The following is a 24,309-nucleotide window of genomic DNA, read 5'->3' as shown; positions in this document are numbered from 1 at the left end:
CCGGTCAGAGCCCCAGCTCGGCCGAGAGCCGCGCCCGGTGCCAGCCGGGCGAGCCGAGGAGCCGGCTCGCGCCGTGCGCGCGCTTGAAGTAGCGGTGCGCATCGTGTTCCCAGGTGATGCCGATCCCGCCGTGCAGCTGGATCATGTCGCCCGCCACCGCCGAGAACGCCTGCGAGCAGGCGGACTTGGCGACCGCCGCCCGGCGGGTCAGCTCCGCCGCGTCCTCGTCGGCGGCGAAGGCCGCGCCGAGTGCCGCCGAACGAGCCGACTCCACCAGGACATACGCGTCCGCGAGCCGGTGCTTCACCGCCTGGAAGGAGCCGATGGGCCGTCCGAACTGCACGCGGTCCCTGGCATGGGCGACCGTCATTTCGAGGCAGCGCTCGGCCGCCCCGACCTGCTCGGCGGCGAGCGCCGCACACGCCAGGTCGAGCACGCGGCACAGCGCCGCACCCCCCGCACCTTCCGTGCCGACGAGCCGCGCCTCGGCCGCATCGAACCCCAGGCGGGCCAGGGCCCGCGTCGCATCCATGGTGACGAGTGCCTCGCGCCGCACGCCCTTGCCGTCCACCGGCACCTCGAAGAGCGAGACCCCGCCTGCCGTGCGGGCCGCCACGAGCAGGACATCCGCCTCGGCCCCGTCCAGCACGTGCTCCTTGGCGCCGCTGACCCGCCACGCCCCGCCGCCCGTGCCGGGGGAGGCCTCGGCCCGGATCGCCGCCGGATCCCAGGATCCCCCCTCGGCCCACGCCAGCGCACCCACCGCGCGGCCCTCGGCCAGCCGCGGCAGCAGCCGCGCGCAAGCCGCCTTGTCATCGGCGGCGAGCAGCGCCTGCACCGCGAGCACGGCCGAGCCGAGGTAGGGCACCGGGCTCAGTGCCCGCCCCAACTCCTCCATCACCACATGTACTTCACGCGCCCCGTATCCGGCTCCGCCATACTCCTCGGGCACGGCCAACTGGGCGACACCGATCTGCTCGGCCAGCGGCCGCCAGGCCGCGGCGCCCTCGTGCCGTACCAGCAGCGAGCGTACGGCGGATCGCAGTTCTTCCTGTTCCTCCGTCAGCCTCATGAGACTGCTCCCTTCCGTGCGGTGGACCGGTTACGGCGGGCGGGGCGCACCCGTCGGCTCGGGCGAGCGGCTTGCGCCTGCCCGTGCATCAGCCGGAGGCCTTCTGCATCGCCCGGATGTCCATCCCGCCGAGGGGGGCCTTCGCGGTCTCCGCGTTGTGCGCATGCGTCATATGGTGCAGCCCGAAGGCGGGGTCGATGCCCGTGTGCAGACCCTGCAGGTTTTCGGCCTGGTTGACGTCACGCTTCGTCAGCGCGAGCCCCAGCCTTGGCATGTCGTCGATCCGCCCGGCCAGTTCCAGGGTCCGCTCGGGGAGATCGGCGCGCGGCACGACCTGGTTGACCATCCCCACCTCGTACGCCCGCTGCGCCGGCATCCGGCCGCCGGTGAACAGGAACTCCTTGGCGATCCGCGGCGGCATCACCCACGGGTGGGCGAAGTACTCCACGCCCGGCATCCCCATCCGTACGACAGGATCGGCGAAGAACACGTCGTCGGAGGCGATGATCAGATCGCAGATCCAGGCGAGCATCAGACCGCCCGCGACGCACGCGCCCTGCACCGAGGCGATCACCGGCCTGGGCAGTTCCCGCCGGCGGCGGCACATGCCCGGACAGACCTCGGACTCGCGGGCGAAGCGTCTCTCCGTGCCCTGTTTGTCCGAGTGGTCCCACCAGAGCCCGGCCTTGCGGTTGAACCGCCGATGGGTGTCGCGCTCCGGGGCGTCGATGTCATGTCCGGCGGAGAAGTGCTTCCTGGCTCCGGCGAGCGCGGCGACCTTGACCCCGTCGTCATCGGCCGCGCGGTGGAAGGCCCGGTCGAGGGCGTAGGTCATCGCCGAGCTCCGGGCGTTGCGGTGGTCGGGCCGGTCCATGGTGACGACGGCCACGGGGCGGCGGCGTTCGTAGCGGACCGGCCCGGTGGGTGCGCTGTGAGCTGTGGGCGCGGTGCGGGCAGCAGCCATCCGCCCTCCTTCTCTAACAAGTGTTTGGTAGGTTAGCGTACGAGTCCTCGGCCGTCGAGATCCGCCCGGAGTCGCCCATGCACACCAGCGTCGAAGCATTCCGCACCGAGGTCCGCACCTGGCTGCGGGCGAACCTCACGGGTGAGTTCGCCGCCCTGCGCGGGCGCGGCGGACCGGGCCGCGAGCACGAGGCCTTCACCGAACGCCTCGCCTGGGAGCGGCACATGGCCGCGGCGGGATGGACGTGCATCGGCTGGCCCGAGGAGCACGGCGGGCGCGGCGCCACCCTGGAACAGCAGGTCGCCTTCCACGAGGAGTACGCCCTCGCGGACGCCCCCGCCCGCGTCAACCACATCGGCGAGCAGCTGCTCGGACCGACCCTCATCGCCTTCGGCACCCCGGGGCAGCGCGAACGCTTCCTGCCACGGATCGTCGCCGTCGAGGAGCTGTGGTGCCAGGGCTACAGCGAGCCGGACGCCGGCTCGGACCTGGCCAACGTCCGTACCCGGGCCGAACTCCTCGACGGCTCCTGGTCCGTGACCGGCCAGAAGATCTGGACCTCCCTCGCCCACGAGTCCGACTGGTGCTTCGTAGTCGCCCGAACCGAACCCGGCTCGACCCGCCACCGGGGCCTGTCCTACCTCCTGGTGCCGCTCGACCAGCCCGGCGTCGACATCCGGCCCATCACCCAGCTCACCGGCACCTCCGAGTTCAACGAGGTCTTCTTCGACGACGCCCGCACCTCCGCCGACCACATCGTCGGCGCCCCGGGGGAGGGCTGGAAGGTGGCGATGGCGACGCTCGGCTTCGAGCGCGGCGTCTCCACCCTCGGACAGCAGGTCGGCTTCCGGCGCGAACTGGAAGCCGTCATCGACCTGGCCAAACGCAACGGCGCGGCGCGGGACCCGCTGATCCGCGACCGGATCGCGCAGGCCTGGACCGGCCTCGAGATCATCCGCTGCAACGCCCTGCGGATGCTCGACGGCGTTGCCGCGGGAGCACCCGGCCCGGAAGCCTCCATCGGCAAGATCTACTGGGCGACCTGGCACCGCGAACTGGGCGAACTCGCCATGGACGTCTGCGGAGCCGACGGCATGCTCGCGGCCGGCGAACCCTACGACCTCACCGACTGGCAGCGGCTCTTCCTCTTCTCGCGCTCCGACACCATCTACGCCGGATCGAACGAGATCCAGCGCAACGTCATCGCCGAGCGCGTACTGGGCCTCCCGAGGGAGGCTCGCGGCTGACCCCGTCCGCGCCGTATCGACCCGACGGCCCCAAGCAGTGGACGGCCGAATCGGCTCCCGGTCCGGCGGTCCACGCATACCACTTCCCGGTCAGGCCCTCGACATCCGCGCGCTCCTGCTCCCGGACACGCGTGCGGTCGGGGCCTTCTGATTCCCGTCGATGTGGAGAAGCGAACTGCACTACGTCCACGAGCGGTACGAACAGGGGCCGCGAGCTGCGGGTGCTGCCCCTGTTCGGCGGCGAACGCGGCCCGTCCATCACCACCGGCGACTTGCGCCACCTCGACATCGTGGGCCGCACGACCCTGCCCAACTCCAACCTGGCACCCCTGACGGAGGCCCCCCTCCTGCGCCGCCACCGCCGCCGCCACGCTCGTTGGACTCCGCCCGCTGCTGCTCACCGGCGAGCAGCAGCGGGCCTTCGTCGTCTCCGTCGACGCCGTCCACCCGGTCGACGGCGCCATCGTGGCGGCCTCCCCCGAGGGCGACGAGATGGGAACTGGAGGGGTCGAGGTTCAGGGCAGGTTGACGAATGGGTCGAGGAATGCTCGGGCGCCGGGGGAGTCCAGGCGGTACGTCACATTGGTGGCGTAGCATGGAGAGTCGCCTGTGATCGTGGTGCTCACCAGCGTGCGCTTGCCGTCCAGCATCGCGAAGTTCGGGCCACCGGAGTCCCCGTAGCAGGCGCCGCCGTTGCCCTGCGGCGCGGTCATCGCCAGACGGATCCAGGCGTCGTTCAGCGCGTTGAAGGTGACGGGCGCCTTCATGCGGACCCCGCCACCGGGATGCGTATGACCGCCGGGCCCGCGCCGGGCCTCCTGGGTGCCGTATCCGGCCACCATGAAGTCGGTGGAGTTCAGGCCCTGCGGCCCGGCCTCGCCGAGCTGGTCGGCTGTGGGCAGCGTCGCAGGCGTGAAGCTCCACCGGGACGCCACCTCGGCGGCCGGCAGCTCGACCACCGAGATGTCATGGGTGTCGGACGCGGGCCCGGGATATCCGGGATGACTGACCGCCGTGCCCTCCACGGCGACCGCCTGGGCCTGCGCGGCCGGGTTGCCGGGGAACTCCTCCGCAGCCGCGTCCAGACCGCCCTGGACATCCTGGTCGAGCGATACGAAGAACCGCACATTGTCCGGCCAGTCGGTGGTGCAGTGTGCGGCGGTCAGGAACGTGTCCGCATCGACCATCGTGCCCGAACACACCCAGGCGACCCGGTCCGCGGTGGCCGGATCCCCGTCGTTGTCCCACGTGGCGACGAGTGCACCCACTTCGGTGCGCTCGGGAGCCGGTGTGGCGTTGTACGAATTTATCGCCGATGCGGGTGCGACCGTGAGCAGAGTGGCACAAGCAGCCGCCGCACCGGTGGTGAGCGCGGCGGCCGTCCGATGACTTCTGATGCTTCTCAAGAGTATGAGCCCCTCGATGAGGTGGACGGAACGGAAGTCTTCCTGTGGGAGGTGAGCGCGATTGAATCGGTTGCGCCCAGGAACCGCAAGAGCGCAAGAACTGCACACAACCGTCGGGCGTCGTGTGGGTGGTTTCTGGCACGGGTTGTATCAGGTGGTTGACACGGTTGGGGTTGTGGGCTGATTGTGTCAGTCAGTTGACACGCTTTGCAGGGGAGAGGGGGACGGGATGTTTCGTGTCTCGAGGGTGGGGGGTGTCCGGCGGTCGGAGCTGGACATTCCTGTGCGCTGGGCCGGTGTGGTGGTCGGTGTGGCGGTGAACGTGCTCGTCTCTTTCAGTCCTGAACCCGATGTGGACCTGCTCTACGGTTTTCCTGTGTTCGGTCTGTGCGCCATGGCCGGTGTGCTCGCCGCGGACGTCATCGCGCGGCCGGGTCCCGGCGGGCTGCGGGCGGCTGATGTGACGCCGCGTCTGGCCCGGGACTATGTGCCCCGGTCCCTGGCCGTTGTACTGGCGGTTCAGGCTGTGGTCTTGTCGGCGCTTCTGGTCGTGGCCACGGTGATGGCGTCGTCGGATGCCGGTGGTCGTGCGGGGCGTGCTCTGTCCGTCACGTGCCCGGCGGGTACTCATTTGCTCTCGCCGTGGCCAGGTTCCTACTACGCCTGGCCGGCTCTCGGTGGTCTCGCTCTGGGCACCGTCGCCTGCGTCCTGCTGGTCCGCCGTGTCACGGCGCACTCCGGGGACGACGATCAGCGCCGTATCAATGCCAGAGCGGCCGTCGGTGCATGGGGGGTGCTGGTGAGCGCGCCGCTGTTCGCTGTTTCCACGACGATGGGTCTTGTGGTGCTGACTGTGCCGTGCAGGGGGACGATGGCGGACATGACCCTCCCTGGGCTCGTCGTCGCGGCCGTTGCCTCCGCAGTGTCCGCAGGTCACTGTCTGAGCGTCGTGCTGATGCCGCAGGCCTACATCAAGGCGCGCCCATGACGAGCAACGGCATCAGCATCCGCGTCGATCACGCGTCTCCTGTCCCTCCCTACGAGCAGCTCCGTTCACAGCTGGCTGATCTGATCTCGGTCGGCCGACTCGGTGAGGGGACCAGGCTGCCGTCCGTGCGCCAACTGGCCTCCGATCTCGGGCTGGCGAACAACACCGTGGTGCGGGCCTACCGTGAACTGGAGGCCGCGGGCCTGGTCCGAAGCCGCCGGGGCTCCGGCACCCGGGTCATCGCCCCGCCTGCCACCACCGGCATCGGGGCGAAGCTCGCGGAGCATGCACGCAGCTATGCGGCCGTCGCCGGACAGCTCAATGCCACTGACGAGGAGGCCCTCGCTGCGATCCGGCATGCTCTCGCGAGTCTCGGCAGGCAGTGACCGCAGAAACCACCGGCCCTCACCTCTGCTCGACCACCGGGGGAACAAGGAGCAGATGTCCCACCCCGATTCCTCGCCGAACTGCCGATGGCGAGTGCGACGACCGCGCCAGGCGCCGCCCGAGGGGCGGATCAAGGCCGCGAACTTCGCCGCGAACCTCCCGGCTCACGCGGCGCTCGACGGGCTGTCGCCCAGGGAGCGTCGGCAGCGATGATCAGGACTGTGGCGATGAGCCGGGTGCCATCGACGACATGCCCCTCTTCTCGATCCTTCCGCAGGCATCCCACGCAGAACCCCAGCCGCAGGAGCGTCCTCAGGGCCGCCGACGGACTCACAGCCGCCCACAGCCCCGGGAGCCGGAGGCGTCCTCACGGCGGCGTCGACGGCTTCGGCAGTCGGCAACGCCCTTGGTCCTGAGCATCGTGGACCGCAACGAACACGACCACCGGATGTGGTACTACCGGTTCCGGACCGGCGGCGTGGGGACGGGGTCAGGGGGTGCGGCTCCTTCCGGTGTGGCGGCCCGGTGGCAGCGGCCGGCTCGCCGTCCGGCGTGGTCACGGGTTCGGCCAGGCCTCCGGGGAGTCGGCGTCGCGCAGCAGACGACGGAACTCCGAGCGCCGGTCGGGGCCGAGGACCAGGCTGAGAGGATCGTCCTTGTTCCCCGCTCCGACCAGATAGAGCGGGAATCGGTCCGTCCCACCCACGGAGGATTCCGCCCGCAGCAGCCGCCGGATCTCCAGGCGTTCCGCCGCGCCGCATGCCGGGGACCTGGCGTAGGCGGCGGCCAGCCCGGCGAAGCCCTGCGCCACCGTTTCGTTCGGCGAATCGCGGATCCGTTCCCATACCGCGGCGGCGAGCGACGGCCCGCGGATATGGCGCACTGTGCGGACGAAGTCGTACGCCGCGACCCACGTCGGAGCCTCCCCGCGCAGCGCCCAGTCCAGCACCTGCACCAGGTCGGGGCCCTCGGCGGGGGACTGGTCGAGGAAGCGGAGTCGGCTCAGCAGGGTGAGAGCCGCCTGGCCGGCGAGCCCGCCGGCGTCCCGTACCACTCGGCTGAGCAGCGGCTGCACCTCCTCGGGCCGGGCGGCGAGCCGGAACACCGCCGGCTCACGGGCACTCAGCACCACAAGCGTGTTCACCAGCGCTTCCAGCACGGCGTAGTCCAGGGCGTCGGCGCGTGTGTGGGCGTCGTCCGCCAGGAGTTCGCGCAGCCAGCCCAGGAGGAGCAGTACGGCCCGCTCGCCGCCCAGTTCCCGGGGGATGTAGGCGGTCACGCCCTCGGGCCGGGCCGAGGTGGGCTTCCACAGCAGGCGCCCGTAGGTGCTCAGTTCCTCCCTGCCCGGCGGGTCCCCGCCGGGGGTGACGAGGCGGGTGCGGTCCTCCAGGAGCCGGCGCGCCGCGGTGATGTCGTCCTCGGTGGCTGGTCGCCGGGCACCGTCGGCCGGCGGACGGGCCAGCGCGGCTACGCAGCACTCGGCCACCGGGCCGGCGATGGCGAGGCGGAAATCTCCGTCCCGCAGGTCCGGGATGAACCGGTCCGTTACCCGGCAGTGCACGCAGGCTTCTGTCACGGCGCGCACCAGGTCTTCGTTGACCTCCAGGCCGTTGCCGCTGGTGAGCAGGGAGGCGAGCAGTTGCAGGGCGGTCCGGGTCGCTTCCGGATCTGTCCCGGCGCCGGCCTCCAGCCATTCCGCAAGGGCCTGCTGGGCCTCGGGCCGCCAGATGGTCGCCGGCGCGAGCAGGAACAGCCAGACCTGCAGGCCGCCCGCCTCGCGTCGGGCCCGCTCGGCCGCCTCCCGCACCGCCCCCGCGTCGTCGATGTCCCATTCCCACACGGCGGTCTGGTACAGCGAACGGCGCGCGGGGTCGGTCTCGGCCACGGACGCCCGGCCCAGGGCCCACCATCGGTCCACGCCGGCCTCGGAGAGCCGGTGGTGCCGGACGTCCCGGTCCGCGTTCTGCCGGGGGCCCAGCAGCGCCAGCCGCGCGCGGGCGGAGGCGCCCGCGTCCGCAGTGCACACCAATTCGACGAGTTCGCGCCACACACCGGGAGCGCGGGGCTCCCTGGACGCGCGGTGCAGCACCAGCAAGTTACGGACGGCCGCAGCCCACGGTGCGTCTGACGGAGCCCGCTCCGCCCAGGCGGTGAGTTCCGGCACCACCTCCTCCTCGACCCCGGACACCAGCGACAGCCAATGTGCTAGCGCTGCATCGTCCTCGGGGTGGGCCGTCTGCCATCGGGTGAGCCGCTGCAGCAGACCGCGGTCCAGCGGCAGGGACCAGCCGTGAGTGAGCCGGCTTGCGTCCGCCGTGGCGGCCGGTACCGCCGGGCCGTCCGTCGCGTCCGTGAGCAGGGAGTGTCGCTCCCCGTCACCCGGCACGTCACTTCGCAGCCGGATCAGTTCCTGGAGAACTGCCGTGACAGTGCGCAGCGCGATCCGGTCGGCGAGGACGGAGCCGCGGGCCGAGGCGGTCTCGGGGGCAGAGGCAGCGCCGTCACCGTTTTCGCCTTCGCCGTCGTTGTCGCTTTCGTCGAGGCGGTCGAGGAGAGCCGCGGCGCAGCCGGCGAGGTCCCCGGCCGCGTCCGCCCGCAGCACCGGACTGTCCAGCGTGGCCACCGTCCGTAGAAAGCGCTCCTGCACCTGCCGGTCCCCGGCCAGGTGGCCGCGGCACCGGTAGAGAAGTTCGGCCCGCAGCGCCTGGTCCGGCTCAGCGGCCAGCAGGTCCAGGGCGGCGAGCTGCCAGCGGCGCCGTTCGCCGCCCTCCTGCCCTCCTGGCTCCGCTCCCTCCGCGGCTTCCTCCGCTTCTTCGTCCTGGACCTGACCGGACAGCGCCAGCAACAGCAGCGCGGCGTCCGTCGCGGTACCGGCCGGCGCCTGCGCGGCGAGCCGCTCCAGTGCCGCCAGTTGTCCGGCCCGCGCGGTTCCCCGGCCGTCGCGCAGCAGCGGGTACAGCTCCGCCATCAGCGCGGGCAGTTCTCCGGTAGCGGCCTCCGACTGCCCGCCCCACCAGGACTCCGCGGCGTCCAGCAGCGCGGCGGTCACCACGGGTTCCAGGTCGGGGGCCCGCCGGTGCATCCAGGACGATACGGTGCGCAGCGCGCGGGCAGGCGCGCCGGGCACCGCCGCCGCTGCGCGCGGCATGTCCTCGTGCCACAGGGCAGCCGCGGCACCGTCGCCTCCCCAGGCGCCCACCTCCGGGTAGGGCAGGGTGGTGAGCCAGCCGACGGCCGCCAGCAGGTGGCGGGCAGACATGCCGTTCAGCCCGGTGTCCATCGGCGGGTCCTCCCCCCAGGACTGGGCCAGCGCCCACCGCGCCAGGCGGTCGGCGGTGAGCACCGGCTCCTCGAACCGGGAAGACGGCTTCGCCAACGACACCGGGCGACCCGCCACCAGGAAGTACAGCGTGAGCAGGAAGCGGTGCAGGGCGGGGCGCTCGGAATCCGGGATGTCCCGGGACTGCCACACCTGCGTGAACCAGGCCCGAGATCCCCTGATCAAGGCGTCGCCGGTGGCCTCCAGCGCGCCCTCCAACGCGGAGACGGCCGCCCGGCCGGGCGTCATGGGACGGCCGTCGAGGACCAGCAGACCCAGCTCGGCCTCCGCCCGCCCGGCCGCGTCGCCCTCCTCGGCGGTGGCGATCCGTGCCAGTGCCTCGCGCAGCCCGGCCGGGTCGCCGGGAGTACGCAGTGCCCATCGGTGGACGGCGCCGCGTACCGCCGGGGCCGAGGGCCGACTCAGCCACCGCACCTCGATGGCGGTCTGGGGGCTGGCCCGGGTGATCGCCTTGCCGTCCGTGTCGAGCAGCACGGCGATGTTGTAGACGATGTCCTCCGTGCCGAACCGCGGCACCAATTCGGTGGCGCGTCGCTCGATCTCCATCTCGCGCGGCACGTTCGGCAGCTGGAGCATGCGGGCGAAACCTTCGTACTCGGCGGCCCAGTGCAGTGCGTCGTGGTGGTCCAGCCCTCCGAAGAGGGCGCAGAGCACCCGGGTGCTCCCCGGGTCGGCCACGCATGCCTGCCAGAGCTCGGGGCGTTCCCGGAAAAGCTCCTGGAGCGGCAGGGCGCCGGGGGCGGGTTCCTCGACGACGGATTCGTCGGCCCGCTGCCGCTGCCGCTGCCAGGCCGCCCCGCCCAGCTCGTACAGCCGGACCGCGAACGCGTCATCGTGCGGTGGCCGGTCGAACTTGCTCTGTACCTTGGTTTGGCGCCGAGGCTCGCCCGCCGCGGCGCGGCGCAGGGCCCGCTGGATGGGCCGGCCCCAGTCCGACGAGTCGTGCGCGGCCACCTCGGCGAACCGCTCCAGCACCGGGGCGGTGAGCCAGCGGCGCCGCCAGTAGAGCGCGGCCAGCGGGGGGATCAAGGAGGTGTCCGCCGCGAACAGGCTCAGCGCGACGAAGTCGAAGCGCTCGGACCCGAGGTGGCGGCGAAGTGCGGCGAGCCGGTGGTCCAAGGCGTCGAGGGCGTCCGGGACGTCCTGCAGATCCTCCCGGGTGCGGGTGGCGAGTGCGAGCAGTTCGGTCAGCTCCGCAGGGCCGGCTGCTGCGGCGGGCTGGTCCACAGCGGCGGCCAGAAGCGTGTCGGCCCAGACCTCCCGCTCCTCCGGGCCGGTGTCCAGGGCCCGGCGGATCAGGTCCGTCCTGGACTGTGAGGAGCACTCGCCCAGGGCGAGGAGCAGCGGCTCGCGCCAACGGGGGTCTCCGAGCCGTTCCCGGAAGCGGTCGAACAGGCCCGGGTCCGCCGCCTTGGCCGACGGCGCGGGTACCCGCAGGTCCCGGCCGGCCAGGTACTCGCGGAAGGTGGGGTGGATGAAGCCGAATTCCCGGGAGGAGAATTCGGCGAGGATACCGACCCGCTGCCGGATGCGGTCGACCAGTCCCAGAGTGACCGGGCGCGGGTCGTCGCCGGTCACCCGGCGCAGGCCGAACAGGGCGTCGTCGAGTGTCTCCAGGAGTTCTTCCTCGCTGATCCGGCCATCCGCGTGACGGTCGTGGATGCGGCGCGCGACCCGGGCGAGCATGACGAGGAACGCTTCCTCGTCGCCGAGCAGCCGGTCGATCGCGGATTCCCCGGCGCCGTCGGTGAAGCGCCGCCAGCGATATCCGGTGTCAAGCACCAGCCGCCGGTAGAGCTCGGAGCGGCCGGGAGGAAGTGCGTGATGGCGGTGCCAGTAGGAGCACATGGAGGTGAGGAGCAGCGGGTTGGCGGCGAACCGCCGGACGGTCGAGTTGCTGCGCCCGACCCGGTCCAGAAACGGCGGGGCGTGCCCGGGGTCGCCGATCGCGGTGAAGAAGTTGCCGGCGAACCGGGCGATCTGTTCCTCGGACATCGGCCGGATGAGGTAGTGCGCGGCTTCTTCGACGGTCAGGTAGACGTCGTCGTATCCGGCGATCCGGCTGGTGATCACCGCCTGGGCGCGGCCGGTCGGATGGTCCGTCGGGCGGTCCGCCACATGGGTGCGGACCAGGCCGACCAGCGCGTCGGTCACCTCTTCGCGGTAGTCGGTCAGCTCGTCCAGGCCGTCGATGAGCAGCACCGCGTCGCCGTCGGCCAGTGCCCGCTCGAACATGTCCCGCATCAGCCGCCGGGAGTAGCGGATGCCGTCGGGGAGGTCTGCGGCCAGGAATTCGGGGAGATCGCCGGGCGGTTCTCCCTCGGCGAAGTCGCGGGCGTAGTACCGCGCGTAGTCTGCGGCCCGGAACCTCAGCGGGACGCGCAGCGGGCCGGGGGCCGCGCCGCTCAGTACGTCCCGGGAGCGGCGGGCCAGGGTGTTCTCCAGCCACAGGCACAGCACGGACTTGCCGCTGCCCGGATCGCCGAGCACCACCAGCACGCGGTGCCGTTCGAAGGCGGTCTCCAGCGGGACGCCGTTCTCGGCCTCGCCTCCCGTGCCCGTGGTGGTGCTCGCGGCGGAGCGGGGGCCGCTCGCCAGGATGGCCTCGATGGTGTTCTCCCGGCTCAAGAGCGCGCGGGCGGTGTCGCCGGCCAGGTCGGCCTCGTCCAGCAGCCGCAGGCTTTCCGCGCGACGCCGGTCGGCGAGGGAACGGGGGTCGGCCTGGAGCGAGATGTACATGTCGTCGAGTCCGAGCTGCCGGGCCCGCTCGGCGTCCCCCGGGTCGTCCGCGTCCTGTTCCACGCCCAGGTCGCCGAGTTCGATGTAGCGGGACTCCTGGAACGCCACCCGCAGGTAGTTCTCGCAGAGGTTTCGATACAGGCCGTCCTTGAGGTGCCGCTCCTGTGAGGCCTCCGGCTCCGCCGCCGCGACAGCCGGTAACGGCGGCTCTCCGGCGGCCGGTGCGGCGCCGGGCGGGTCGGTGCCGTCCTTGGTCTTCTCCAGCAGATACCGAAGGGTGGTGTAGGAAGCGTGGTCCCGGTCCCGTTTCTGCGGGACGATGCTGAAATGGTCCCCGGGCAGCGCGCCCACATCCGGGAAGTAGCCCTGGGCGGAGGCCCGGGGCACCACCTTGTCGTCGGTGCCTGCGAAGACCGAGAAGGGGATCGGGCAAGTCCGTTCGGTCACTGCCGAGGCCCTGGCGATGTCGTGGATGACCCGCGCATGGGTGTCGCGCACTGTCTCGTCCAGCACGCGCAGTTCCCGCTCCTGCGGGTTGGTGCCGAGCAGTTGGCGCATGCCGCGCAGGATCTCCGAGCCGGTGTTGGGTGTGGCGAACAGCACCACGCGCCGTATCCGGGCCAGTTGCTCGCCGCGCCCCTCGTTCAGCATCCGCACCAGGTAGCGCTGGATTACCAGGCCGCCCATGCTGTGGCCGACCAGCACAAGCTGCTCGAAACCCGAGGTGCGGACCTCCAGATAGGTCTTGAGCGAGTCCGACACCGTGTCCAGGCTGGGAATGCGCCGGTCCGGCCGCATCCGCACCAGGCCGGTGGTGTACTCAAACGCCAGGGTGTCGGCGAAGGCAAGGCTGTCGTCCTCCGCGATCCGTTCACGGAAGGCTTCCCAGACGTCGGGTCCCGAGTTGAATCCATGAACGAACACCACCCCCAGCCGCTGCGGCTCTCCGTACACGGCGACCACCCCCTTCCGGCTCGCTGCCCACGGCATCACCGGTCAACCTACCCACTGCAGCACCGGGTTGTACCCGCAACTGGTGCGGGGCGGGCAGGGGTTCCCCGTACGGGGACCTCCAGCACCGCCTGGAGGGTGTCCGAAGAGCGCAGATGGCCTGCCCGGCTGAGCCGGTGACCAGGGATCCACTCCGGCGCGGATCTGAGGCGGGCCGCATGGATGGGCGGGCTCGCCGGCAAGTTCTTCCATGGTGGGACCACGCTCAGCACCTGCAGGACGGCACCCCACGGTTCACCGGCCTGCCGACCTTGTCATCCTGGTCCGCCAGCTCAAGGCCGCCGAGGCGGCCGGCCGCCTCAACAGCAAGCTCCGCACCTACCTGCCGCCCGGAGTTCTCGTCGTCGACGAAGCCGGCTACCAGTCCCTCGAACGCGCTGAGGCAAATCCTGGTCCTTCAGTTGATCTCCAAGCGCTACGAAGAGGGCTCAATCATCCTGACCTCGAACAAGACCTTCAGCAGAGCGCACATGTTCCGCCGCACACGTGCAAGGTCGTGCCTGAACAGCACGGGTTCCGGCAGCAACGCGGGCGCTGCATGATTGAGCGGTGCTGGTCGAACTGGTGAAGATCACAACGTACCCCGGAAGTCCTCGGCTTGCAGATGCCCGGACCTCATTTGGTCACACTGCGGTCCGGTGGTGCGGGGAGGGCGACGCGGAGCCTGGCGAGTACCACGTCGAGTGGACGATCGACGAGGACATCGTCTGGGGGGCGGAACGCCAAGCCGGCTGTCGGTACCGGTCCTGCACTTCGAACTGGCGGGCACTGCGTAGTTCTGCGGGGACTGCTGAGCCTCACGGAAGGCAGCTCTGCCCTGCTGGACTTCGATGGCACGAACATCTTGCTGGACCTTGCTGATCCGGTGCCGGAGGAGGCCGCCGATACGTGGGTCGAGCTCTTCGTCCCGCGCGACAAGGTCAGTCTTTACCCCTACGCACTCTGACCAGGGATCAGGTTCTGCCCGCCTCCCCAGACCCTCGGCCAGGTCTGCCAGGGCAACCGATGGCGTGATGCCCTGCATCTCCAGGCGCTGGGACATCTCGCGGATCGGGGCTTCGTAGCCATACTGCCCCTCGGCACGGGTGCCGACTTCCAGAATCTCTACGCTCGGCTTGTTCCGGCGGTGTTCTGAGCGTGTCGGGCCAGGGCGACAGCAACTTCAGCCAAGCCTGCTTCCCGCGACGAGTCGTCGGCGATGTCACGGGCCGCTTGTTCAGCGCGGACGGGATCGAACTTGGCAAACGCCGTCCCTGCGTGCAATCCGGAATCAGCCGCATCCCGCCCGCGCCTCCGGCCTCGATGCACTCGCCGATCAGGACCTCCGCGGCCTCCAGCCGGGCGAGCGCGGCCCAGTATCTCGGCCACCGGGCGGCCCCTCCCTGCCGCAACGCCCCCAGCTGCCCCGTTCGGGCCCTCACTGAGGACGAATGGCCCCGGGCGCGCCTTCACCGGGACATGTTGGCTGTAAGTGGCAGGCAGGGCGAGTCTCAGGAGGGGTCATGCAGACCACATTGACCATCGAGTTCTACCGGACGTTCTTCACGGCACTGCTGCTCACGATGGCCGTGCTGTATCTCCTCGTCACGGCGGCCCTTGAACTCTACGACCTCAGGCACCGGCGGTCGGCCGCCCCGACGGCGACCGTGCACCAGCACCCCGGGGCGTCGAACCGTCGAGACGGCGACCACCATAACGCGGCCTGATCCGCTCATACATGAGTGTCTCTCAGCACGCACGATCTTCCAGGAGAAGGTGATCGCCGCCTTGAGCGGCCCGGCGAAGGGCCGCCCGGAGTGGAAAAACGCCTTCATGTGGAACTGCGTCAGCGTCGGCTTCACGTCTTGGCAGAGCGAAGTGGACGCAGCGAACAGCGCCAGTCGGCCGTTGCTGATTCTCCGAGCGATGGGGTGCCCGATGGTGACTTACGGGGCTGTGACCACGATTCCGTGATGACGTGTGTGCCGGCATTCAGCGAGGGTGCCGGTTCTTGTGCAAGGCGGCGCCGGCGCGGAACTGGAGGCGCCCGCAACGATCTCTGTCTTCATCTGTCGTGTCGTCGGTGCAGCAGCAGTGGTGGGCCAGCCAGCGCAGGTCCTGCGGATCGAGCCAGAGAGCGACACGGCCTTGTGCGGCTTCAGCCTGCGGATCAGTTGGCTCTGGAGGGTTCACAGGACCGACTGTATGAGCTCAGCCCGACGAACTCATGACCGGGTGAGGGCACGGACCCGGAGGAGCCGGAACGAGGCTCGGCCACACATGCTCCTCTTGATTGTTTTGACATGGTTGACGTTGCCTTCGACGATGCCGGGGCTCCACGGCAGGGTGAGACCGGCTGTGACGGCGGCGAGGCCCTGGCGGAGGGAGCTGGCGACACCATCCGGGCCTTCCGCATTCTCCGGCAGGGTGGGGCCCGGAAGCCGCGCAAGGCATGATCGGTGGATGCATGGTGTGGAGGACTGGTCGGGCGGTGGGAACGTGGAAGAGCCGGCGGAGATCTCGTCGCCGAAGGAGGCTGCGGACCATGCCTTGGTGCTGGCGTTCGGGCGGTTGCAGGGGGCGGCGAACAGGTTGGGGTACATCCTCGGGCGGTCGCTGGAACTGGAGTGCGGCATCAGCCATCTGATGTTCGAGGTGTTGATCATCCTCGGGCGGGCCGGCGACCCCGGGCTGCAGATGCGGGCCATCGCCCAGGAGCAGGTGCTGACCACGGGTGGGGCGACGCGTCTGGTGGACCGGATGGAGGCGGCCGGGCTGGTGGAGCGCATCGAGGAGCCCGGTGACAGGCGTGGCCGGCTGGTGCGGCTGACCCGGCTGGGGGAGGAGACCACCATGCGGGCGTCCCGGGTGCATGTGGAGAACATCCGGCGTTTCTTCCTGGAGCCGCTGCCGCCCGAGGACCGGGAGCGGTTCGCCGAGGACCTGCGGATCCTGAGCCACTCCGCCAGGGATGCTCTGCCTCGCCTGCCCTGAACGGCCCCCTCCGGCTGCGGCCGTGCAGCCTCACTGATCCACTGGAATGAGAATCACCGGTGTGGCTGACGTCTCACGGGCGAGAAAATATCTGACTGGTCAGTTACTGTTCTGTCAGACGAACTGCTCGCATTCAGCGGGCGCCACATCACTGCCGGGACCTTCGATGAAGCTCGTCTACGTCTTCGACGCCTACTGCGGCTGGTCACACGGGTTCTCAGGAACTCTGCGCGAGGCTGCCTCCCGGCATCCCGAACTGCCGGTCCAGGTGATCTCCGGCGGCCTGTTCACCGGGGAACGCCGGGTGCCGATCCGCGAGTTCGGCTACGTCCAGGGCTCCAACGCCCAGATCACCGAGCTGACCGGCGCCGAATTCGGCGAGGGCTACGAGCGACTGATCGCCGACGGATCGTTCGTGATGGACTCCGAGGCCGCCGCGCGCGGCTTCGTCGCCCTGCGCAGGGCGGCCCCCGACCGCGCAGCGGAACTGGCCGGCACCCTCCAGCGCGCCTTCTACGCCGACGGCCTCAGCCTCTCCGACCCCGCGACCTACCGGAAGATCGCCGGGGAGGCCGGCCTGGACGCCGACGCCGTCGTGGCTGCCTTCGGCGCGCCCGAGGCGCACCACGCGGCGGCGGACGACTTCCACCGCTCCGCCGAGCTGGGCGTCACCGGCTTCCCCACCCTGTTCGCCGTCGACGGCGAACGCGTTGCTGTCCTGGCGCACGGCCACGCCACCGCCGACGAGATCGACCGGCGAATGGCAGACCTCACCACCGCGCCCTGACCACCGTCCCCACACCCGCTGGATTCCCGTTCCCCAGGAGGCCCCGCATGAGCACCCTCACCTTCAAGGTCCTCGACCTCGACTTCCCGGCCGGCAGCAAGAACAAGACCGCCACACTCGTCACCGGTGAGCAGGAGGCCCTGCTGGTCGACGCCGCCTTCACCCGGGCCGACGGCCACCGCCTCGCCGCTGAGATCCTCGACTCCGGCAAGAAACTGACCACCGTCTTCGTCAGCCACGGCGACCCGGACTTCTACTTCGGCGCCGAGGTGATCGCCGACGCCTTCCCCGACGCCGTCTTCGTCGCCACCCCGGTCGTCATCGAGCACATCAAGCACTCCTACGAGGGCAAACTCAAGGCATGGGAGGCCCTCGGCCCGAACCTGCCCACCCGCCTGGTCGACCTCACCCCGCTGACCGGCGCCCTCACCCTCGAAGGCCACCGCTTCGAACTCAGGGGCGGCCCGGCCGGCCTGCCCGACCGCCACTACCTGTGGCAGGCCGAGCACCGTGCCCTCCTCGGCGGCGTCCTGCTCTTCCAGCAGGAGCACGTCTGGGTCGCCGACACCCCCACCCCGGGCGACCGTTCCGTCTGGATCGGCCTGCTCGACGAGATGGCCGCTCTCCAGCCGGAGCTGGTCGTCCCCGGCCACCGGCTGCCCGGCACCGCCGCCGACGCCTCCGCGATCACCCATACCCGCGACTACCTCATCGCCTTCGAGGAAGAGCTCGGCAAGGCGGACGACGGCGCCGCGCTGACCGAAGCGCTCGTCAAGCGTTACCCCGACAACGGCATGCTGATCGCCGCCCAGCTCGGGGCGAAGGTCGCCAAGGGTGAAATGAAGTGGGGCTGACGATGAGCGAGTTCGTCACCTCCTCCGCACCCGCCGACGTCGTACGACGCCAGTACCTGGCTTCCGCGGCCGGAGACCTCGCCGCTCTGCGCGCCACCCTCGCCCCCGATGTGGAGTGGACGGAAATGGCCGGCTTCCCCCTGGCGGGCACCTACCGCACCCCCGACGGCGTCACCGCAGGCGTGATGGAGCAGCTGGCCAAGGAGTGGGACGGCTGGACCGCCCACGACGACACCTACGTCGTCGACGGCGAGAATGTCGTCGTCCTCGCCCGCTACACCGCCACCCGCAAGGCCACCCACAAAGCGATCAACGTCCGCGTCGCCCACCACTTCGTCGTCCGTGGCGGACTGATCGTCCGCTTCGAGCAGTTCGTCGACACTGCCCTCGTCCGCGAGGCCATGGCCGGCTGACGAGCCGGTGCATGCCGCCGGGGTGCGCGACCACTTCGCCGTTGACGCCACGGCCGAACAGGCCGACGCACCGGCTGCCGCGTTCGGTGCCGTCATCGCCGCCCTCACCCCCCGAGCGGTGCGAACTACGCCTCGACCACCTCTGATCCGGCGCAAGGAGTCTCCATGACCGCGATGATGAAGGCTGCCGTCCTCGACGCCCCCGGGCCGGTGGAGAATCTGCACGTGCGGGAGCTGCCGCTCCCCGAGCCTGATCCGGGTTGGGTGCGAATCAAGGTCGAGGCGTTCGGTCTGAACCGTTCCGAGCTGCACACCCGTCTCGGTCTCGCCGACGGCGTGACCTTTCCGCGCGTGCTCGGCATCGAGGCGGTCGGCACGGTCGACGCCGACCCGGACGGAGGACTGCCACCTGGACAGCAGGTCGCCGCGCTGATGGGAGGCATGGGCCGCACCTTCGACGGCGGCTACGCCGAGTACACCTGCGTCCCCCGCACACAGATCATCCCCTTCACCTCCAGCCTCCCGTGGGAGACCCTCGGCGCGGTGCCCGAGACCCTGCAAACCGCACATGGCTCGCTCACCACCGGCCTGGACCTCGCGCCGGGGCAGACGCTGCTGATCCGGGGCGGCACCTCCGCCCTCGGCCTGGCGGCCACCAGCCTGGCCAAGGACATCGGTGCCACCGTGCTGGCCACCACTCGCAATCCGGCCCACACCCGGGCTCTCGCCGAGCACGGCGTCGACCACCCTCTGGTCGACGACGGCACCGTCGCCGACCAGGTCCGCGCGGTCGTCCCAGCGGGCGTCCACGCCGCCCTCGAACTCGTCGGCACGCCGACCCTGCCGGACACCCTCCGCGCCACCCGCGTCCACGGCACGGTCTGCTTCACCGGCATGCTCTCCAACCAGTGGACGGTCCGTGACTTCTACCCCATTGCCTACCTGCCCACCGGCGTCCGTCTGACCGCCTACGCCGGCGACGCCGCCGACCTCCCCCCGGCCGTCCTGCAGAGCTACCTCGACAAGATCGCCACCGGAACGGCCACCCTCGGCCCCGTCCACGCCTACGCCCTGGACGACATCCGTATCGCCCACCGTGACCTGGAAGAAGGCCGCAAGGTCGGCAAACTCGTCGGCCGTAGGACCGCCGCGGTGTAAAGCGGACCGCCACACTCCGAACGACCCGCCTCCCGTCGCCATCGGCGCGCAGTCCCTGGTGGTGTGCTGGGGCGTGACGCCCGGAGCTTCGGCGGGCGAGGCCTGCCGGGCGGGGGCGGGGAACTGCCGGGCGGGCACCGGTCCCGCGGGATGTTTGCTCTGACGGTCACGGCCTGAAGACCGGCAGGTACCTCACCTTCGCCCCGGCGACGAAGCCGGTGTGTCCGGACCCGTCGGTTCCGGGGCCGGCAGGGGGCGCCGGACTGGAACGCCGCCGCGGATGACGGGGGCCAGGCTGCGCAGTGCCAGGCCGGCGGCGATCAAAGCGGTCGCCGCCACGACCAGGCCGAGGGCGGCGAGCGGGGAGAGGCCGCCGCCGGTGGCGGCGAGCCCGGCGCCCCCGCCGCCAACCGCGCCGGCACCGATGGGTTTTCCGTACATGAGGATTCCGTTCTACGGCCCGATGGCCGTCGGGTGGCGACCCAGCGTTCCTGTCGGCGCAAGGTCAGGTCGATCAGTGATTTCACGAACACCAGCTGCCGCAGCACGTCGTACAGCAGCTCAGGGACGAGCGGCAGGGCGAGGAGCACGGCCCTGCGGCCCGCCTTGCGGACCGTCAGGGTCCGCTCCAGGACGAACAGGAGGGTGATCGCCGACCAGAACGGCGAGAAGCCCTGCCAGCCGTGGGAGGCGAGCATCAGGACCGTGAAGGTGAGGAAGAGCAAGAGGGCGAGCGCACCGACGCCGAGCATCAGCTGCTGTCCGAAGCACGGCAGCGTCACGCGATTCAGTCCGTAGTCGCGCAAGTTCTCCAGCGCCCCACGCTGCCAGCGCATCCGCTGGTGCCAGAGCTTGGGCAGCGTCGGCATCATCTCGGTGACGAGCCAGCAGGCATCGGGGGAGACCGTGCGGTACCCCAGCGTTTTCACCGCCTTGGTGATTTCGTCGTCCTCGGTGAGCGAGGCCAGGCTGTAGTGGCCGTCTCCGCCGCCGAGGACCCCCGCGCGGCGCGCGGCGCGGACCTCACGCAGCACCCGGGCCCGGAAGCCGGTACCCGTGCCCGTGAGCACCACGGCCTTGTTCCCCTTGCGGTGCACCTCCAGGGCGTAGCGCTCGTACTCCATCCGCTGGAGCAGCCCGAGCAGTCCACCGCCTTCCTCGCCGAAGAAGATGCCGCCGACCGCGCCGACACCCTCGTCCTCAGCGAGGGCATCGACAGCACAGGCCACGAACCCGGGGTTCAGGACGGTGTCCGCGTCCTGGACCAGGAGCAGGTCGTCCTCGCCCAGTGTGTCGAGGAGCCCGAGCAGTGCCTGGTTGAGTGCGCCGGCCTTGTCCTGGTTGTCCACCGGTACGAACACCTCGGCCCCGCAGCGCTCTGCGAGCGCAGCCGTCAGGTCGGTGCAGTTGTCGGCGACCACCACGATCCGGTCCGGGACGTGCCGCTGGCGGTACAGGCCGACGAGCGTGGCGACGATGCGGTCCTGCTCGTTGTGCGCAGGCACCACCGCCACCACGCGCATGGCACCCAAGTGCATGCCGTTCACCCCTTTTCACCCCTCCACGGTGGCGTGGCAGGGTTGCGGGAGGGGTGCACGAACGGTGCAGCGCGGTTGCGGAGCGGGCGAAGAGCGAAAAGAGGAACGGGAGCAGGACGAAGGTCCCAGGCCGGGAGGTGACGGAGGCCCCGGCCGCGCCGGGTCAGTCGACCGGGCGGTAGCGGTAGGCGACGCCCCGCACGGTGGAGATACCGGTACGCCCTCCGGTGGCGGCGGCGATCTTCCGTCGCAGCCGCAGCACGGCGTACTTCACCCGGCCCGGAGCGTCGTCCCCGTAGACGCCCCACACCTCGCGCAGCAACTGGCCGTGGCTCAGCACCTGCTCGGGCCGGGCGGCCAGGGCGGCGAGGAGATCGAACTCCAATGGACTGAGGTCGAGTGCCCTGCCCGCCACAGTGGCGGTGTGCGCGGCCCGGTCGATCACGACATGCCCGGTCGATCCCGTACCACCAGGTGCTTCGGGGCAGGGCAGCAGACGGCGGAACCCGGGCCGAGAGCCGAGGAAGGCCCTGATCCCTGGAGAGGCCGTAGGCGACGTAGTCGTCAGCGCCCAGACGGTACGCGCGGGCCGCATCGATCTCCACGTACACCGGCGCGGTGACGACGATGGGCATCCCGTGGTCGTGCGCGCGAAGCTCGGTGAGCAGCTGCCAGGGATCAGACCGGGGCAGATCAAGGCTCAGCAGCACGCCCTGCGGGCAGCGGGCGCGCATGGCGCGCCGGGCGGCGGGGCCGTCCGCGGCGTGGAGCACATCATGCCCCTGCTCGCGCAGCATGCCACCCACGATGTCCACCACGCGCGGATCCCGCAGCGCGAACAGGATCAGGGGGGCGGGCGGTCGGCTGCTGCATGCCTGGACGATAGCCCCAGTCCGCGGGCTCACCAGCTCAGCCGGTCAAGCGGCCTGTACACGAGCACGCAGGAGATTCCGAATGGGCCCTCTGGGAGCACGCAACCCGTGCGGAGATCCTTGTCCCGCAGTGGCTGCGTACCTCCCTGCGCAACAGCCCGTCACGATCGCTGCACGCTGTGGACCGCCAACCTGGAGTCGACACCTCCCGCAGACCGCTGCCCACACGATGTGTCCGGCTCACCGGCATCCGCGAGTCGGCAGTGACCGTGGACGGCGACTGACCGGTGGCGGTGAAGGCGCACGGCACGGATGGTGACGGTGCCTCCGGCCACGACGGTCCGCGGAGCGACCGGCGCTTGTGTTCACGTTCGTGTACCGGTGCCCTGCTGGTGGGTGAGCAGCCCGGCGAAGGCTTGGACGATGTCGCTCAAGTGCTCGCGGCGGCCGTGGTGGCGGGCGAGTTCTTCCTGAACTTGCGGTGCGGTGGCCTCACACCCGGCCGCTGGTCTGGGCGCCCAGACCCGGGTCGCCGGCAGCGGTGAGGACCTCCACTGCGGGGCCGCGGGCCAGGAGCCTGACCACAAGAAGCACTGGACAGAACTGGATACGGCGATACCGGACGGGTAGACAAGCATGCGAAGCCTGTGGTGGAGGCGGTCTTCCGGTCGAGAGCCGCCTGCCGGAGTCCGCACCACGTTGTCAGCCCAACTGGCGGACCAGAGCATCAGGTTGGAAAGGGTGCAGTGATGGACGCAGGGCTGGCAGGGGTGATTGGCGCTGCCGTCGGGGTGCTGGGGGGACTCGGAAGCGGGTTCATCGCATTTCTCAGTCAGAACACCCAGCAACGACGCCAACAGATCATTGACCGTGAACATCGACTCGAACAGAATCGTCGTGAGGCGTATCTCACTTGCATTGAGACGTCCAAGCATGTAACTGCCTCCTGGTGGAAACTGGTTAATCTCTTGCTCTCTGATGAGAGGTCGCCTGAGCAATGCCGTCAGTATGTACGGGAAGCGCAGCATGGGTGGGTCACGTTCACGAAGACAGTGGATGCGGTGAGTATCGCTGGCCCCAATGAGATGGCGGACGTGGTGCAGTCGCTCCGTGAAGCCATGTGGCGCATGGATCGCGCCGGAACTGCCTGGTATGAATGCCTGCGCTCCGTAAGCAACGCTGGTCCGGATTCCTGTGAGGAGGAGTTCAGGTCAGCCGAAGCTGCAAGAACGCAGCAGGGGTTCATCTTCTTGGCGGCTGCCCGGCGTGCCCTCGTGGCCGAAAAATGAGGACTCACCCTCGAATCTTTGAGAACTCTGGTCAATTCTAGGTCAGCCGCTCACGCAGCATTCAGGTCGGACCAGGTTTCCCAGCAAGGCACACCAAGGGTGTGGAGGCTCCCAGGTCGCGTGACGAAACTGTCGAGAGCTACGGTGAGAAGCTGTTGTCGTACCGATGATGGTGAACATCGGTTCGAGTGTGGCGACTCTGGCAGGTGATTTTCCGCTTGTGCGCATGAAGGAAAGGCCTTTAGTTCAGCTCATGGTTGTTGAAGCCGGAGCACACCAGGGGGCCCTGTTGTTGCCGTCTTATGCTCTCGTGCGCGTGGAGTTCAACTGGGCTGCCCCATCGTGTTTTCGCGTCGCTCACCGGTTCGGGAACGCGGGTGATCGCCCTGGACGTGCACTGCGCTGTCCGTCGGACATGGCGGACACGGAATGAGCCCTCGTGCGCGGTTGTCTGCCGGTGCCGCTGTGGCTGGGGGAGGGTGTGGCGGGCAGCCGGAGGGGTACTGCCACCGACAGATGTTGGACACGGTTCGCCATCTGGTGGCGGGCGGCATCACCTGGCGAGCAATGGCGGGCGAGTTCCCCGCGTGGGACCGCGTCTACGCCTTCACGCGGCGATGGCGTGCGAATGGCTCGCTCGCGGAACTGCTCGTCGACGACCGGCTCATCCGCTGGGGGTACTTCTCCGGCGACGGCGCCCTCACCGGCCACGAAATGTCCAGCGCCCCCCGCAGTGAGCCTGTGGGCCACTGCGTCCCAAGCCGTGTGGGACCGTGCCGTCCCGCACGATGAATGCAAGATCCGCTGAGAATACGGCGCCGGTCGCCAACATATGCCAGTCTCCCCATCCTCCTCGGCTCAGGCCGCACGCGAAGCCGTGGCTCACCGGCTCCGCGACCTCTGCAAGGAAGCCGGGCGGTCCCGGATCATCCACGAATCCGGGCACGTTTTTCTGGCGGTGACCGAGGAGGCGGTTCTCCATTCGTAAGTCGCCTCCCCCGACGCGATGGCTGGGCAACTGGGGTATCTGCTGACGGCGGGGTGAGCTGCCCCGAGTTTCGTAGAGTCCGATCTTGATTGGTTCAGGCGGACTGCGGGGTTTGCTCCTGGCTGTGCCAGAAGGCTTCCTCGTACTCGGCCGGTGGCACGTAGTCGAGCGCGGAGTGGAGGCGTTCTTCGTTGTACCAGGTGATCCACTGGAAGATGGCCCGCTCGACCTGGTCGACGTCCTTCCAGGGGCTCTGCATCTCGATCAGTTCGGCCTTGAAGGT

The 24,309-nt window shown here is 70.1% G+C and carries 18 protein-coding genes and 2 pseudogenes; 12 read left to right on the top strand and 8 right to left on the bottom strand.

Translation table 11 applies throughout. The features are described 5' to 3' along the window. Positions 1-4: 4 nt before the first annotated feature. Both ACLF6P_RS09135 and ACLF6P_RS09130 read right to left on the bottom strand, forming a co-directional pair. Entirely contained in the window at positions 5-1,072 is a 1,068-nt protein-coding gene (locus ACLF6P_RS09135; protein ID WP_415949371.1) for an acyl-CoA dehydrogenase family protein, read from the bottom strand. Between the two features lie 88 nt (positions 1,073-1,160). Continuing rightward, a complete protein-coding gene (locus ACLF6P_RS09130) occupies positions 1,161-2,036 on the bottom strand; it encodes an enoyl-CoA hydratase (protein ID WP_415949370.1) in 876 nt (291 codons plus the stop codon). Positions 2,037-2,113: 77 nt separating this feature from the next. Between ACLF6P_RS09130 and ACLF6P_RS09125 the strand changes: the two genes are divergently transcribed. Next, the gene (locus ACLF6P_RS09125) at positions 2,114-3,283 is read left to right on the top strand and encodes an acyl-CoA dehydrogenase family protein (RefSeq protein ID WP_415949369.1); all 1,170 of its coding nucleotides are present in this window, start codon (positions 2,114-2,116) and stop codon (positions 3,281-3,283) included. 515 nt (positions 3,284-3,798) lie between these two features. Here ACLF6P_RS09125 and ACLF6P_RS09120 read toward each other — a convergent pair. Next, positions 3,799-4,689 carry a trypsin-like serine protease gene (locus tag ACLF6P_RS09120; protein ID WP_415949368.1) on the bottom strand — a complete coding sequence of 297 codons (891 nt, stop codon included), beginning with the start codon at positions 4,687-4,689 and terminating at the stop codon, positions 3,799-3,801. Between the two features lie 310 nt (positions 4,690-4,999). On the opposite strand from ACLF6P_RS09120, the gene ACLF6P_RS09115 reads away from it, so the two are divergent. Together ACLF6P_RS09115 and ACLF6P_RS09110 are read left to right on the top strand one after the other, a co-directional pair. Next, on the top strand, positions 5,000-5,677 hold the full coding sequence (locus tag ACLF6P_RS09115) for a hypothetical protein (protein ID WP_415949367.1): 678 nt from the start codon (positions 5,000-5,002) through the stop codon (positions 5,675-5,677). Beyond that, the gene (locus ACLF6P_RS09110) at positions 5,674-6,063 is read left to right on the top strand and encodes a GntR family transcriptional regulator (protein ID WP_415949366.1); all 390 of its coding nucleotides are present in this window, start codon (positions 5,674-5,676) and stop codon (positions 6,061-6,063) included. Before ACLF6P_RS09115 ends, ACLF6P_RS09110 begins: the two co-directional genes overlap by 4 nt. Positions 6,064-6,620: 557 nt before the next feature. Here the strand turns inward: ACLF6P_RS09110 and ACLF6P_RS09105 are convergent. Further along, positions 6,621-13,133: an alpha/beta fold hydrolase gene (locus ACLF6P_RS09105; protein ID WP_415949365.1), complete on the bottom strand. Its 6,513-nt coding sequence runs from the start codon at positions 13,131-13,133 to the stop codon at positions 6,621-6,623. Positions 13,134-13,413: 280 nt separating this feature from the next. On the opposite strand from ACLF6P_RS09105, the pseudogene ACLF6P_RS09100 reads away from it, so the two are divergent. The 7 genes and pseudogenes from ACLF6P_RS09100 to ACLF6P_RS09070 form a co-directional block, all read left to right on the top strand. After that, positions 13,414-13,615, top strand: a pseudogene (locus ACLF6P_RS09100) (ATP-binding protein); the annotation flags it as partial. Positions 13,616-14,656: 1,041 nt separating this feature from the next. After that, positions 14,657-14,860 (top strand): hypothetical protein, encoded by a 204-nt coding sequence (locus ACLF6P_RS09095; RefSeq protein ID WP_415949364.1) that lies wholly within the window; start codon positions 14,657-14,659, stop codon positions 14,858-14,860. Between the two features lie 772 nt (positions 14,861-15,632). After that, a complete protein-coding gene (locus ACLF6P_RS09090; protein WP_415949707.1) occupies positions 15,633-16,127 on the top strand; it encodes a MarR family winged helix-turn-helix transcriptional regulator in 495 nt (164 codons plus the stop codon). Positions 16,128-16,293: 166 nt separating this feature from the next. Continuing rightward, positions 16,294-16,914, top strand: coding sequence for a DsbA family protein (locus ACLF6P_RS09085; protein ID WP_415949363.1), 621 nt, complete (start codon positions 16,294-16,296; stop codon positions 16,912-16,914). A 47-nt stretch (positions 16,915-16,961) separates the two neighbouring features. Beyond that, positions 16,962-17,768, top strand: coding sequence for an MBL fold metallo-hydrolase (locus tag ACLF6P_RS09080; RefSeq protein WP_415949362.1), 807 nt, complete (start codon positions 16,962-16,964; stop codon positions 17,766-17,768). Positions 17,769-17,770: 2 nt separating this feature from the next. After that, positions 17,771-18,181: a nuclear transport factor 2 family protein gene (locus tag ACLF6P_RS09075; RefSeq protein ID WP_415949361.1), complete on the top strand. Its 411-nt coding sequence runs from the start codon at positions 17,771-17,773 to the stop codon at positions 18,179-18,181. Positions 18,182-18,346: 165 nt separating this feature from the next. Further along, positions 18,347-19,339 carry a zinc-binding alcohol dehydrogenase family protein gene (locus ACLF6P_RS09070; protein ID WP_415949360.1) on the top strand — a complete coding sequence of 331 codons (993 nt, stop codon included), beginning with the start codon at positions 18,347-18,349 and terminating at the stop codon, positions 19,337-19,339. Positions 19,340-19,659: 320 nt separating this feature from the next. Here the strand turns inward: ACLF6P_RS09070 and ACLF6P_RS09065 are convergent, their stop codons facing one another. The 3 genes and pseudogenes from ACLF6P_RS09065 to ACLF6P_RS09055 all read right to left on the bottom strand — a co-directional run. Then, a complete protein-coding gene (locus tag ACLF6P_RS09065; RefSeq protein WP_415949359.1) occupies positions 19,660-20,877 on the bottom strand; it encodes a glycosyltransferase family 2 protein in 1,218 nt (405 codons plus the stop codon). Positions 20,878-21,040: 163 nt separating this feature from the next. Continuing rightward, the gene (locus tag ACLF6P_RS09060) at positions 21,041-21,322 is read right to left on the bottom strand and encodes a winged helix-turn-helix domain-containing protein (protein ID WP_415949358.1); all 282 of its coding nucleotides are present in this window, start codon (positions 21,320-21,322) and stop codon (positions 21,041-21,043) included. Between the two features lie 118 nt (positions 21,323-21,440). Then, positions 21,441-21,692: pseudogene (locus ACLF6P_RS09055) on the bottom strand (response regulator); the annotation flags it as partial. A gap of 806 nt (positions 21,693-22,498) precedes the next feature. On the opposite strand from ACLF6P_RS09055, the gene ACLF6P_RS09050 reads away from it, so the two are divergent. Together ACLF6P_RS09050 and ACLF6P_RS09045 are read left to right on the top strand one after the other, a co-directional pair. Continuing rightward, the gene (locus tag ACLF6P_RS09050; RefSeq protein ID WP_415949357.1) at positions 22,499-23,038 is read left to right on the top strand and encodes a hypothetical protein; all 540 of its coding nucleotides are present in this window, start codon (positions 22,499-22,501) and stop codon (positions 23,036-23,038) included. Between the two features lie 516 nt (positions 23,039-23,554). Beyond that, entirely contained in the window at positions 23,555-23,830 is a 276-nt protein-coding gene (locus ACLF6P_RS09045) for a hypothetical protein (protein WP_415949355.1), read from the top strand. 290 nt (positions 23,831-24,120) lie between these two features. Here ACLF6P_RS09045 and ACLF6P_RS09040 read toward each other — a convergent pair. After that, a partial coding sequence (locus ACLF6P_RS09040; RefSeq protein ID WP_415949354.1) for an integrase core domain-containing protein occupies positions 24,121-24,309 on the bottom strand: 189 nt, incomplete at its 5' end.

The sequence above is a fragment of the Streptomyces lothianensis genome, from assembly GCF_047779955.1.
Lineage (GTDB): Bacteria > Actinomycetota > Actinomycetes > Streptomycetales > Streptomycetaceae > Streptomyces.
This window is presented reverse-complemented; position numbering and strand designations above follow the sequence as displayed.